General features: G+C 55.7%; 9 protein-coding genes. 2 read left to right on the plus strand and 7 right to left on the minus strand.

Annotation, left to right across the window (positions count from 1 at the left end):
- Positions 1-92: 92 nt before the first annotated feature.
- Entirely contained in the window at positions 93-641 is a 549-nt protein-coding gene (locus ACQUQU_RS07560) for a PadR family transcriptional regulator (protein WP_430462634.1), read from the minus strand.
- A gap of 113 nt (positions 642-754) precedes the next feature.
- Between ACQUQU_RS07560 and ACQUQU_RS07565 the strand changes: the two genes are divergently transcribed.
- A complete protein-coding gene (locus tag ACQUQU_RS07565) occupies positions 755-2,779 on the plus strand; it encodes an FAD-dependent oxidoreductase (RefSeq protein ID WP_430462635.1) in 2,025 nt (674 codons plus the stop codon).
- 89 nt (positions 2,780-2,868) lie between these two features.
- On the opposite strand, the gene ACQUQU_RS07570 is transcribed toward ACQUQU_RS07565, so the two are convergent.
- The 6 genes from ACQUQU_RS07570 to ACQUQU_RS07595 form a co-directional block, all read right to left on the minus strand.
- The gene (locus tag ACQUQU_RS07570) at positions 2,869-4,824 is read right to left on the minus strand and encodes an acyltransferase family protein (protein ID WP_430462636.1); all 1,956 of its coding nucleotides are present in this window, start codon (positions 4,822-4,824) and stop codon (positions 2,869-2,871) included.
- A 119-nt stretch (positions 4,825-4,943) separates the two neighbouring features.
- Positions 4,944-6,524: a glutamine-hydrolyzing GMP synthase gene (guaA, locus tag ACQUQU_RS07575; protein ID WP_430462637.1), complete on the minus strand. Its 1,581-nt coding sequence runs from the start codon at positions 6,522-6,524 to the stop codon at positions 4,944-4,946.
- Between the two features lie 73 nt (positions 6,525-6,597).
- Positions 6,598-8,082 (minus strand): IMP dehydrogenase, encoded by a 1,485-nt coding sequence (gene guaB, locus ACQUQU_RS07580; RefSeq protein ID WP_430462638.1) that lies wholly within the window; start codon positions 8,080-8,082, stop codon positions 6,598-6,600.
- 54 nt (positions 8,083-8,136) lie between these two features.
- Positions 8,137-9,003, minus strand: coding sequence for an alpha/beta hydrolase (locus tag ACQUQU_RS07585; RefSeq protein ID WP_430462639.1), 867 nt, complete (start codon positions 9,001-9,003; stop codon positions 8,137-8,139).
- Between the two features lie 82 nt (positions 9,004-9,085).
- Positions 9,086-10,972, minus strand: a complete 1,887-nt coding sequence (locus ACQUQU_RS07590; RefSeq protein ID WP_430462640.1) for a DUF4105 domain-containing protein — start codon at positions 10,970-10,972, stop codon at positions 9,086-9,088.
- 75 nt (positions 10,973-11,047) lie between these two features.
- Positions 11,048-11,521, minus strand: coding sequence for a DUF3015 family protein (locus tag ACQUQU_RS07595; protein ID WP_430462641.1), 474 nt, complete (start codon positions 11,519-11,521; stop codon positions 11,048-11,050).
- A 212-nt stretch (positions 11,522-11,733) separates the two neighbouring features.
- On the opposite strand from ACQUQU_RS07595, the gene xseA reads away from it, so the two are divergent.
- Positions 11,734-13,107: an exodeoxyribonuclease VII large subunit gene (xseA, locus tag ACQUQU_RS07600; RefSeq protein WP_430462642.1), complete on the plus strand. Its 1,374-nt coding sequence runs from the start codon at positions 11,734-11,736 to the stop codon at positions 13,105-13,107.
- Positions 13,108-13,117 lie beyond the last annotated feature (10 nt).

The raw sequence follows: 13,117 nt of genomic DNA on the forward strand, positions 1-13,117 counted from the left end.
TTAACTAACGCTTGCGCTGGCCGCGCAGACTAACGAACGAAAGCCCGGCACACCATTCCACGTTGGTTTACTGCAAACGGAATTGGCGCCGTTTAAACCCCGGCGGGTTGCAGCGCCGCCAGCAGCACCAACGCCTTTTCGCAAAAGTGAATCTGCTCGCGTTCGGTGGCCAGACCCGACTGCAAAATCAGGTGCTGCAGCTGCTCGGCGGCAGACAGTTCGCGGCCACTGAAATCACGCTGTTCAATAGCTTCATACAGGGCCAGCTGCGCCCGATGCCGCGCCAGCCGATGGCGTAAGTCATTCTCAACCCCGGCACCTGAGCCCAATGCCGCTTCGGCGCGCAGACGTACCATTAAGGCATCGCGCAGCGGCGGCGGATCATCGCTCTCGGCCACCCAGCGTTGCAGCTCCAGCTTGCCGGCCGGCAGTACGTCATAACGGCGTTTGCGCCCGCGCGCGCCCTCTTCGGCTGCCGAACTCACCCAGCCCGCTGCTTCCAGTTTGCCCAGCTCTTTGTAGATCTGCTGATGGGTCGCCGGCCAGAAAAAACCGATGGAGCGCTCAAAGCGCCGCGCCAGATCCATGCCCGCGCAGGGCTGCTCCAGCAGAGAGGTCAGTAAGGCATGCGGCAACGACATAGGCGGCTCATTCAAAGGTTTGAATGGCAGCATAATGCCTTTATGCAACCAGTTGCAATTAGAGAAACCCCTGCGTATAAAGAGGCCACATAATGCATAACAGGATCACCGTGATGACCTCCAGCCTTTACCCGCACCTGCTTGCTCCACTGGACCTCGGCTTTACTACCTTGCGCAACCGCGTACTTATGGGCTCTATGCACCTGGGCCTGGAAGAAGTTGAACACGGCTTCGAGCGCATGGCGGCCTTTTATGCCGAACGCGCCCGCGGTGGTGTTGGCCTGATCGTCACCGGTGGCATTTCACCGGATGACTACGGCGTGGTGTTTAAGGGGTCGGCCAAGCTGACCACTGAAGAAGAAGCAGAACATCACCGCGTGGTAACGGATGCCGTGCACGCCAACGGCGGCAAAATTGCCATGCAGATTCTGCACACCGGCCGCTACAGCTACCAGCCGAACCAGATTGCACCGAGCGCGTTAAAAGCCCCGATCAACCCGTTCGTACCGCGTGAGCTGAGCCACGATCAGGTTCTGGAAACCATCGAGAGCTTCGCCCGTTGCGCCGCTCTGGCACAGAAAGCCGGCTACGATGGCGTCGAGGTGATGGGTTCTGAAGGCTATTTGATCAACCAGTTTATCGCTGCGCGTACCAACCACCGCGACGATGAATGGGGTGGCAGCTATGAAAACCGCATCCGCTTCGCGGTTGAAATTGTGCGCAACGTGCGTGAGCGCGTTGGCCCGGAATTTATCATCCTCTACCGTCTTTCTATGCTCGATCTGGTGGAAGGTGGCTCTACCCTCGACGAAGTGATTCAGCTGGCGAAAGCCATTGAAGCCGCCGGTGCTACCATCATTACCACAGGTATCGGCTGGCACGAAGCCCGTGTGCCGACCATTGCCACCAAGGTGCCGCGCGCAGCCTACACCTGGGTGACCAAACAACTGATGGGCGCGGTGAAGATTCCGCTGGTCACCACCAACCGCATCAATACCCCAGAAGTGGGCGAACAGGTGCTGGCCGAAGGCAATGCCGACATGGTGTCGATGGCACGCCCGTTCCTGGCCGATGCTTTCTTTGTTGAAAAAGCCGCTCAGGGCCGCGCCGACGAGATCAACACCTGCATTGGCTGTAACCAGGCCTGTCTCGACCAGACCTTCGCCATGAAGATTACCTCCTGTCTGGTCAACCCGCGCGCCTGCCACGAAACCGAAATTCCGCTGCAGGACACCACAGCCGCCAAACGCATTGCCGTGGTTGGCGCCGGCCCTGCCGGTCTGAGCTTTGCGGTAACCGCTGCCCAGCGCGGCCACCATGTTGAGCTGTTTGATGCCGGCAGCCAGATTGGCGGCCAGTTCAACATCGCCAAAACCGTACCGGGCAAAGAAGAGTTCTACGAAACCCTGCGCTACTTCCGCAAACAGATCGAACTGACCGGTGTAAAACTCCACCTGAATACCCGCGTGACTGCCGACGATCTGAAAGCCGCCGGCTTCGACGAAGTGGTTCTGGCCACCGGCATTGTGCCGCGCACACCACCGGTACCGGGCATCGATCACCCGAAAGTAATGAGCTACCTCGACGTACTGCGCGACCGCAAACCGGTTGGCAAAAAAGTGGCGATTATCGGTGCCGGCGGTATTGGTTTTGACGTGGCGGAATTTCTCACCCACCAGGGCGAAAGCGCCAGCCTGAACCCGGCCAAGTTCAATCAGGAATGGGGTATTGATACCAGTTACGCCACCGCCGGCGGCCTGAAACAGCCAGAAGTGGAAATGCCACAGCGCGAGATTTACCTGCTGCAACGTAAACAGCAAAAACTCACCGGCCCTGGTAAAACCACCGGCTGGATTCACCGCGCCGGTCTGGAAGCACGCGACGTGAAACTGATGCCGGGCGTCAGCTACGACCTGATTGATGACAAAGGCCTGCACATCACCATTAACGGTGAAACCAAGCTGCTTGAGGTCGATAACGTTGTGATCTGCGCCGGTCAGGAGTCTGAACGCGGTCTATTTAACGAACTGCAGAACAGCGGCCTGAGCGTTCACCTGATTGGTGGTGCTGATGTGGCCGCCGAACTGGATGCACGCCGCGCGATTGATCAGGGCGTGCGTCTGGCAGCGAAGATCTGATGGTGATTTGCCCGCCCCTTATTTTTATAGATAAGGGGCGCTCGATCCCGACACGACGTCGTTTTACGACTGCAGTCAGTACAAAACTCTTACTGACTGTTCTCGTTAGCCAAATTCTGGCTTTTCGTTACCTCTTCCCTAAAAAACTCCAGCATCGGCGACAAACGGCCATTATCGGAAGCAGATTTATATAGTTTGAGTGCACCGTATACTGAAACATGCTTGCCATCTAATGAGTATGGATAGCCGTCGTCTGTTTTGAAATCAATCGCCTCAAGAAGCCCCATCATCTGCTTGCTCAGCAACATTACCCGGCTATTATCCGCATACTGACGTTCCAATGCCCGCCATAGAACAGCCGCTGTGGCGGTCTTATCCCGCTCAGGGCGTACAGCGACTTCCTTGCCATACAAGGCATCCTCTACTGATCTGCGTTCGAACAGAACAGGTGTGTCAATAATGACGACTTTAGCGTCGGTGTGATTTAACACGTAATCAACAACGCCAGCGACATCTTCACCAAAACCCTTTTCTTGCACTTGGTACCAGGCTGCGGAAATAACAAGAACGTCGTAATTTTCGAGTTCCCCCCGGACCCAGGCGCGATTCAAACGACACTGTTCTATCGATTTGTGCCCACGAGGTGCCGTAAAGTGATCCTCAAACGCCGGAAAACACCAATTGGTTGTAACGCTATCAACTGTAAAGTCATGATCCATGGAAAAGCGCTTAAAAAACGGCTCCCACTGAGCAACAAATGAATCCCCAAACAACAGAACTGAGAGCTTCGAATCATCAGATGCTTCATCAGTCAGGCGGCAAAACGTCGCAGATTTCTCAACCGGCAGTTCGGACTCATTAAAGCTGTAAAAACAATAACCGTCCGCACGGGACGGCAGCCTGAACTGATTCAGGGAGATCGGCAGGGGAACATCAAAGCGTTGCTTAAAGCCTTCCGAAACAGCTCCAAATTGCCCAAGAAAAGAAAACAGCGCGATCATCAGAAAGGACAAAGTGAAAATCCGCTTCCGATTAAAAGACGTCTTATTTCGGAATGGTTGCTCGACATATCGCCAAGTCAAATAGGCCAGAACCACCGAAGCGACCGACAGTAAAACCATTTGCCATAAGTGCGGCTCACCAGAATTCATAATCCGGGAAAAGGCGAACAGCGGCTGATGCCAGAGATAAATGGAATAACTGATCAGACCTATGGCAACCAGAACTCTGGCCCCAAGAATCTGGGCAACAAAGGTTCCGGATTTACCAAACAGGATAATAAAAGCAGCCCCCAGCACCGGCATCAGCATAAATACACTGGGCGAAGGCACATCATTGCCGTAAAGGAATATCGAACCGCAGACTGCCGTCAATCCAACTAAAGCAGCGGCATTATTAGGCCGCTCATAGCCTCTCCCAGCTAAAAAAGCGCAAAGAGCGCCGACCATCAACTCCCAAACCCGTGCGGGCAATAGGTAGAAATTAGCCTCAGGGTTATTTCTCCACCCCCACTCACTGAGCAACAGACTCATCACAGCCAGCAGCGAAAGCACACCAAACAGCCACTCCTTTCTGTAACGCCAAATAAACAGCAACAAGAGTGGAAAGAAAATATAGAACTGCTCCTCTACCGCCAAACTCCAGGTGTGCAGCAAAGGCTTTTCATCAGCAGCTGCAGAAAAATAGCCTACCTCACGATAAAAAAGGATATTGGAGAAAAACAGACTGACCGCCAGCACACTTTTTGAAAACGCCTCCATATCACTGGGCAACATCGACGCCCAAGCAAAAGGAATGCATAACGCCATAATCAGGAAAAGCGCCGGCAATATCCGACGGGCACGGCGCTCATAGAAGCTGACAATTGAAAAACGCCCACTGTCCAATTCCGACAGAAGAATACCGGTAATCAGATAACCACTGATCACGAAAAATATATCGACACCGACAAAGCCGCCGGAAAACGCCGGAACACCAGCATGAAACAGAACAACTGGCAAAACAGCCAGCGCCCTTAAGCCATCAATCTCTCGTCTGTAATCCATAGTAATTCTTTTATTTAAAGCTTTATCCTTAACGTCTGAGTGCAGTCTGGCCACAACCTGAGCCACACCCAAACAAAAGCCACCCTAGGGTGGCTTTTTACATCAACAGCGACTTTGAATTATTCCCACTCAATGGTCGCTGGCGGCTTGCTGGATACGTCGTAGGTCACGCGGGAAACGTGTTCGATCTCGTTGATGATACGGTTCGATACTTTTTCCAGCAGTTCGTACGGCAGGTGTGCCCAGCGTGCGGTCATAAAGTCGATGGTTTCTACCGCACGCAGTGCGATAACCCATTCGTAACGACGGGCATCGCCCACCACGCCCACGGATTTCTGCGGAATAAATACCGCGAAGGCCTGGGAGGTTTTGTGGTACCAGTCAGCAGCGTGCAGTTCTTCGATGAAGATGGCATCGGCTTCGCGCAGGATGTCGGCGTATTCTTTCTTAACTTCGCCCAGAATACGTACGCCCAGACCCGGACCCGGGAATGGATGACGGTAAACCATGTCGTATGGCAGACCCAGTTCCAGACCGATTTTGCGCACTTCGTCTTTGAACAGTTCGCGCAGGGGTTCGACCAGCGCCATTTTCATGTCGTCCGGCAGACCGCCCACGTTGTGGTGCGATTTGATCACGTGTGCTTTGCCGGTTTTGGCGGCAGCAGATTCGATCACGTCCGGATAAATAGTGCCCTGCGCGAGGAAGTTGACGTCGGTCAGTTTGGTGGCTTCGGCATCGAATACTTCGATGAACTTGGCACCAATGATCTTACGCTTGGCTTCAGGCTCGGATACACCAGCCAGTGCGTTCAGGAACAGAGCTTCGGCATCGGCACGGATTACACGCACGCCCATGTTTTTGGCGAACATATCCATCACGGCATTGCCTTCGTCTTTACGCAGCAGGCCGTTGTCGACGAACACACAGGTCAACTGATCGCCGATGGCTTTGTGCAGCAGAGCCGCAACCACAGACGAATCCACACCGCCGGACAGACCCAGCAGCACTTTCTGATTGCCGACCTGGGCGCGTACTTTTTCGATCTGGTCTTCGATGATGCGCGCCGGAGTCCACAGAGCTTCACAGCCACAGATTTCCAGTACGAAGTGTTCCAGCAGGCGTTTGCCCTGCAGGGTGTGAGTTACTTCCGGGTGGAACTGCACGCCGAAGAAGTTTTTCTCAGCGTGGTACATACCGGCAATCGGGCAGCTTGGCGTAGAGGCCATCAGCTCGAAACCTTCCGGCATACGCACCACTTTGTCGCCGTGGCTCATCCACACGTCCAGCAGCGCTTTGCCGGTGGCCGCGTCTACGTGGTCTTTGATGTCGTGCAGCAGACGGCTATTGCCTTCGGCTTTGATCTGCGCGTAACCGAATTCACGGATGGTAGAGCTTTCTACCTTGCCGCCCATCTGTTCGGCCATGGTCTGCATGCCGTAGCAGATACCCAGTACCGGCAGACCCATGGTGAATACGATTTCAGGGGCGCGCGGTGAACCGGCTTCGGTGACCGACTCAGGGCCACCGGCCAGAATGATACCGGACGGGTTGTATTCGCGGATTTCCGCTTCGTCCATATCCCAGGCACGGATTTCGGAGAACACACCGATTTCACGGACGCGGCGTGCAATCAGCTGAGTGTACTGAGAGCCGAAATCCAGAATCAGAATTCGCTGAGCATGAATGTCTTGAGACATAAGGTTTTCCACAGAGCTTAAAAACAAAATCGGGGATGGCATGCCATCCCCTTTTCTTAACTGTTACCGCTGATCAACCCAGACGGTAGTTCGGCGCTTCTTTGGTGATCTGCACGTCGTGGACGTGAGACTCTTTCATACCCGCCGCCGTAATACGGACAAACTTAGGTTTGGTGCGCATCTCGTCAATAGTAGCGCAACCTGTGTAGCCCATGGAGGCACGGACGCCGCCCATCAGCTGGTGCACGATATTGGTCAGCGGACCTTTTACCGCGATGCGGCCTTCGATACCTTCCGGAACCAGCTTATCAACGCCGGCGTTTTTATCCTGGAAGTAACGGTCAGAAGAACCCTGGTTCTGACCCATGGCACCCAGAGAACCCATGCCACGGTAAGACTTGTACGCACGGCCCTGATACAGCTCTACTTCGCCCGGGGCTTCGTCGGTACCGGCCAGCATAGAGCCGACCATGATCACGCTGGCACCAGCGGCGATGGCTTTGGCGATATCGCCGGAGAAACGGATACCACCATCGGCAATCACAGGCACACCGTATTCCGCCATGGCAGCAGCAACGTCGGCAACGGCAGAAATCTGCGGCACGCCCACTCCGGCAACGATACGGGTAGTACAGATGGAACCCGGGCCGATGCCCACTTTCACACCGTCGGCACCGGCTTCGGCCAGCGCAATGGCGGCTTCAGCGGTGGCAATGTTGCCGCCAATCACCTGCACCTGCGGGAAGTTTGTTTTCACCCAGCGTACGCGGTCGATAACGCCGGTACCGCCCGGGTTGGAGGTATGGCCGTGAGCGGTATCCACCACGATCACGTCAACACCGGCTTTTACCAGAGCTTCAACGCGCTGATCAGTACCGGCACCGGTTCCAACCGCTGCACCCACACGCAGACGACCCTGATCGTCTTTGGCAGCGTTCGGGTAAGCACGGGCTTTATCAATGTCTTTTACGGTCATCAGACCGGCCAGCTGGCCTTTGGCATTGACCACCAGAATCTTCTCGATGCGGTGCATCTGCAGCAGATCCTGAACTTCCTGAGCGCCAGTACCTTCCGGTACGGTGACCAGTTTGTCTTTCGGGGTCATCACGGTGGCTACGGTGGCGTCGAGGTTTTTCTCGAAGCGAACGTCACGGCTGGTAACGATACCAACCAGCTCATCGCCGTCGACCACTGGCATGCCAGAGATGTTGTGCTGACGGGTCAGCTCGTGCAGCTCACGGATGGTGGTGGTGCTTGGCACGGTGATCGGATCTTTCACCACGCCGCTTTCGAATTTTTTAACCTTACGGACTTCGGCAGCCTGCTGTTCGATGGTCAGGTTCTTATGGATGATGCCGAGACCACCCTCCTGAGCAATGGCAATCGCCAGACGGGCTTCGGTTACCGTGTCCATGGCAGCAGAAATCAGCGGAACATTAAGCTGAATGCCACGGGTCAGACGGGTTTTCAGGGAGACCTGATTAGGGAGAACTTCGGAGTAACCGGGAACCAGCAGCACGTCATCAAAAGTGAGTGCATCCTGAGCGATTCGCAACATACAGTGCCTTCCAGAAACGAGGGATTGGAAAAGGCGGTGCATTATAGCGAAAGCTCAGTAGCCGGACAACGGCGGACATTGACCGGTTTTGATGAAATTCAGCGTTTCATGGCGAATGGTTTCATCGGCAAAGGATGCAATGTGCCGCCCCCTGCTCTGCAGCCAGCATGAAGCCTCACCACCTGACCGAGCAGTCAGTTTTTTGTAGAGACTTTTCGTGTCGTCATGAGCGACAACTTTATCGTCCGGACTGCTCATCATAAGCACAGGAACCTGAATGCGCCGGACGAAATCCTCCGGATTCCAGTCACCGGGCACCAGTACCGTGAACGGCCAGATCAGCCAACCAATCCAGGATTGACTCAGTGCGTGGCGGGCTGCACCCCCGAAGCCCGAAAACGGCGCATCAACCACCAGAGCCTGAACCTGAAATTCCGGGCCGTACACAGCAACAAAATCGATGGCCAGCGCCGCCCCGATACTCTGCCCCAGCACCACCAGACGCTTATCCGGCTGTTCGGTGCGAAGCCACTGTGCCGTCGCCTGAATATCCTGCAGCACCGACGGCATCACGGCAGCGCCTTCGGAGGCACCGAAGCCGCGGTAATCCAGAGCAAGCACGCTGACGCCCGCCTTCGCCAGCCAGTAAATGCTGCGGCTGTGAGAACTGATATTCTCGGCATTACCATGCAGATACAGCACAGCAATGCCGGTGTCGTCTTCTGCCGCCGGTATCCACCAACTGTGCAGACGGGTACCGTCTTTGGCCGTCAGCATCACGTCCGCGTATTCGAGCCCGGCATCGGCCGGAGTCGAAATCCACTGTCGCTGCGGATAGAAAAACAGCGCCGTCGTGGCCGTGCAGCCTGTGATAACCGCAACAAGCAACAGCATGGACACGTATCTGAGCAGACGTATCATGGGCAGAGCCTCTCCGGACGAACCCTTTCAGCAACAGTCATTCAGCAACACTCATCAAAAATACCCGCGCAGAAATACCCGTTCAGAAATACCAGTTCAGAGTGGCATCCAGCTGGGTAACTCCGTAGCCCGCACCGTCAGCGTGGAACAGCTGCCGCTCTGCGCCTAACCTCAGCTGCAGATCATCCGCCAGTCGCCAGCCAGCATTGGCCCGCAGCGTTGTGCGTTCAGTATCGTCGCCAGCCGACAGCCCCTGCCAGTTGGCCTCAAACTGCCCCTGAAAAGACTCACCCTGCCATAACCAGCCCAAACGAGGGCCGGCACTGGCCTGATAGCCATCACGGAACTGGTTGTCAGCCAGCAACTGCAACTCCCCCAGCGCGTAGTAACGACCAGAGCCGGCCAGCCAGGCCTTGCCGAACGCCACGTGCAGAAAGCCGAACAGCTCAGAGTCTTCAGCCGCAAAACGATCCGCACCGAAGGATACCGCCCAGGCCACCGGGCGCTGAAACTCGGTCTGATGGCTTAGCGAGAGCACATCCACAATCATGGCTTTCTGCAGGCGCACGTCTCCGTCCTGCCAGAAGCGCAGATCAAACTGCCCCATCTGAATCTGCGAGCCGGGAACGAAGCCGACCGGCAAATCCTGTACATCGTGATACGCCATGCGCAGACGTAAATCGGTAAACGCCGTCTGACCGCCCTCTGCCACCACACCGGTGCGCAGACCAAGACGCTGGGTCAGATGCCCCTGATCGTCACGCCATTTCGGCAAAGGCACGTCGTCAAATCGCGCGTCCTGCTGAATTTTTGAGCGCGCCGACAAGATCGCCAGCGTGCGTTTGCGCAAATCCGGATTGCCTTCTTTTTTCTTAATCGATAAATAACGCGCATAGGCGTGAGCCAGCTCCAGCGCCCGCACCTGATCCTGCGCGTTCAGGCCATCGATAAGAGCGGCGATATCGGTGTCGGTTTCGACCAGTGCTTTGGCAGCCTCCAGAACCTTGCTGGACACCTGCGTGCTTTTGTATTCCAGCTCACTCGCGGCCGACGGCCGGTAATCAACCCGTTCTACGACGCCGGCCTGTTCCAGCGCGCGAATGGTGTCGACCGGCACGGCTTTATAAAGAAAGTCGTCCGCCAGATTCAGACGTTGTGAGCTGGCGTCCAGCAACGCGATGATCCGGTAGGAACAGTTTTCATCGAAGAAAAAGTAATCAAAATAGGTGTCTTTAACCTCCCAGATATGGCGTACAAACTGATCCACTTCCGCCGGCGTTAAATTCAGCCGGTATTCCCACACATCGCGGTATTCCATGTGCTGATATTCGTTGGTTTTGACGTAGTACGGCATCACCGACACCACGCCCGGATAGCCACCGGTCAGGCCTTTGTAGCTGAATTTAAGTTCGTTGTCGGCGGGGTCGGCATTGGCGGCAAAGTTCACCGCATAAGCCAGCAGCTTGCTGCGTTGCTCGTCGGCGCGATCCAGACGGATCAGGGTATGGCCGTACATGGACGACGGTGAGTTAATGTGCGAAGCCGGAAATATCAGCGTAATGGCACGGGCATCCAGCTCCTGACGCCAATCATTAAACGCTGGACACGACTGATCGGTAAAATTCAGCTCAGGCAGTTGCTGTTTTAACCAGAAGTACCGCGCCGGAAAGCGGCATTGGGCCGAGGCATCCGGCGCCATACCGGTTTGCAGAAACGCCGCCAGATCGGCCTTTAATTCTGACGCCGGGTTTTGTTTGCCATCGGCTGCCAGAAAAAAATCCGCACTGTCGTTCTGGCTCATGGTCCGCAGAGTAAAAGGATGCAGGCGAACGTGCAGCAGCGCTTTCCAGGACGACGACGCAGCAAGCGCCTCGGCTTTACTATCAGCAACGTCAGTGGCAAAGGCCGGGTACGCAGTCAGGCAGGTAACACACAACGTGACAACCCCTGAAATCCATCGGCTGCGCATGCAAAACTCCCTGTTATTTCTTTTTAAAACCCAATAAAAAAGCGCGCCTGAGCGCGCTTTTTCTTCAACCTGAAATTAACCCAGGTATTTCTGCAGAGAAGCGTCAGACGCCATAGCGGCAGTCATTGCATCATACGCAGTGGCAGAGGTAGCGTCAGCAGAGAACATCTTGTCGAAGTTAGACTGCAGCGCCTGATTGAAGGCTGCGGAGTCCTGAGCTTCAACGCCGATCACTTCAGCCAGAGCCGCCAGAGTTTCGCCCTGGCCTTTGGACACGTCCAGCGCCAGCTGGTCCATGTTGTCGTCGATGAACGCCTGAGCCAGCTTCAGCGGGCCATTGGCACCTTCACAACCCAGGGTACCAGAGGTCATACCGAAGGTCTGGTTACCAGAAGTACCGTTGGTGGTGGCTGCCAGAACGTGCTCGTGCCATTCGTTTGCATCCGGGAAAACAACCGCAGAACCCAGACCGCAACCTGCGTATGGGTTAGCAGCGAATGCCAGAGTGGAAGAAGAGACCAGAATTGCGCCTGCAATCAGTTTTTTCATGGCTAGTTTCCTTTTTGAAGCCTTGAGAATTCGTGATCAGCCAAAGCTGAGACCCGAACGACACTATGCCTTTATATGGGGCATGTCCATCCCTTTTCCACTGGAAAAGGAGCTGATCCATGTCGTTGTGACTAAAATCTCAACAAGAGAAAGTACCTGAAACCCGCGTACAAAAAAGGAGTCGGGCGACAAAAGCGGCTCAAGCCCGTACCATGGACTTTCCGCGACTCATAACTCCGGCTGAAACTGTGCAAAACACCGCCATTTTTTCCGTCACACAACTGAACCAGCGTGCCAGACAGCTGCTGGAAATTTCTTTCGCCAACATTCGTGTCGAAGGTGAAATTTCTGGCCTGTCCCGCCCATCTTCTGGCCACTGGTATTTCACCTTAAAAGACGAACAGTCTCAGGTCCGTTGTGCCATGTTCCGCTCACGCACCGCCATGCTGCGCTTTTTGCCGAAAGACGGTGACCGAGTCGAGCTGCGCGCTAAGGTCAGCCTGTATGAAAACCGGGGTGACTATCAGCTGATCGTTGACGATATGAAGCCGGCCGGCGAAGGCGCCCTGCTGCTTGCCTTTCAGCAACTGAAAGACCGGCTGGCAATGGCCGGCCTGTTCGCCGAAGAACACAAAAAGCCGCTGCCCAAAGCCCGCCGCATTGGTGTTATTACCTCGCCGACCGGTGCTGCGATTCACGATATCCTCACCGTACTCAAACGGCGCAGTCCGTCGATAGAGGTCGACCTCTATCCGACGCTGGTACAGGGGCGCGATGCTGCGCCACAGATTGTCGCCGCCATTGAACGGGCGAACCGCGACCAGCGCGTCGATGTACTGATCGTCGGCCGTGGCGGCGGTTCACTGGAAGACCTGTGGTGCTTCAACGATGAGCGCGTGGCCTGGGCAATTTTTCATTCGCGCATTCCCGTGGTCAGCGCCGTGGGTCACGAAGTGGATTTTTCCATCGCCGATTTTGTCGCCGACGCCCGCGCGCCAACGCCGTCGGCGGCGGCAGAATTGCTCAGCCCTGATCAGCAACGTCAGAGCCAGTTACTGGAGCAAATGCGCCTGCGCCTGATTCAGGCCAATATCCGCAGCTTCCGCCAGCGGCAGCTGACACTGGCCAACCTGCAGCAACGCCTGCAGGGGCCGCAGCGGCGCATCGAACAGATCAGTCAAAACCTCGATGGCCTTGAGGGCCGCCTGCGCCGGGCCTTTGAACACAGTCAGCTGAAACGCCAGCGCCTGCTCGACCGCCTGAGCCAGACATTAAGCCATCAGCATCCGGAACGGCGCATCGCCGAACAGAGCAAATGGCTGGCCGCTGTCCAACAACAGCTGACCCGCGCCATGCAGAAGCGTATGGAACAACGCCATTACCAGCTGGCGGCACAGGCCAAACTGCTCGACAGCTTAAGCCCCCTCAATGTACTCGGGCGCGGCTACGCCATTGCACGAACACCCGACGGCAAGGTGGTGCACGACAGCAGCGAGGTACAGCAAGGCGACGCCGTTCACATCCTGTTAAGGAAAGGCCGGTTAGAAACTCAGGTTACGGATATTCATGCGGCCACCGATGACTAAGGTGGCGCGC

This window comes from Thalassolituus sp. LLYu03 (genome assembly GCF_050507655.1).
In the GTDB taxonomy this organism is placed as follows: domain Bacteria; phylum Pseudomonadota; class Gammaproteobacteria; order Pseudomonadales; family Oceanobacteraceae; genus Venatoribacter.

Bases quoted from the DNA above. Each gene is read 5' to 3' on its own strand.
- ACQUQU_RS07560 (WP_430462634.1), bottom strand. From the start codon at position 641: ATGTCGTTGCCGCATGCCTTACTGACCTCTCTGCTGGAGCAGCCCTGC.
- ACQUQU_RS07565 (WP_430462635.1), top strand. From the start codon at position 755: ATGACCTCCAGCCTTTACCCGCACCTGCTTGCTCCACTGGACCTCGGC.
- ACQUQU_RS07570 (WP_430462636.1), bottom strand. From the start codon at position 4,824: ATGGATTACAGACGAGAGATTGATGGCTTAAGGGCGCTGGCTGTTTTG.
- guaA (WP_430462637.1), bottom strand. From the start codon at position 6,524: ATGTCTCAAGACATTCATGCTCAGCGAATTCTGATTCTGGATTTCGGC.
- guaB (WP_430462638.1), bottom strand. From the start codon at position 8,082: ATGTTGCGAATCGCTCAGGATGCACTCACTTTTGATGACGTGCTGCTG.
- ACQUQU_RS07585 (WP_430462639.1), bottom strand. From the start codon at position 9,003: ATGATACGTCTGCTCAGATACGTGTCCATGCTGTTGCTTGTTGCGGTT.
- ACQUQU_RS07590 (WP_430462640.1), bottom strand. From the start codon at position 10,972: ATGCGCAGCCGATGGATTTCAGGGGTTGTCACGTTGTGTGTTACCTGC.
- ACQUQU_RS07595 (WP_430462641.1), bottom strand. From the start codon at position 11,521: ATGAAAAAACTGATTGCAGGCGCAATTCTGGTCTCTTCTTCCACTCTG.
- xseA (WP_430462642.1), top strand. From the start codon at position 11,734: ATGGACTTTCCGCGACTCATAACTCCGGCTGAAACTGTGCAAAACACC.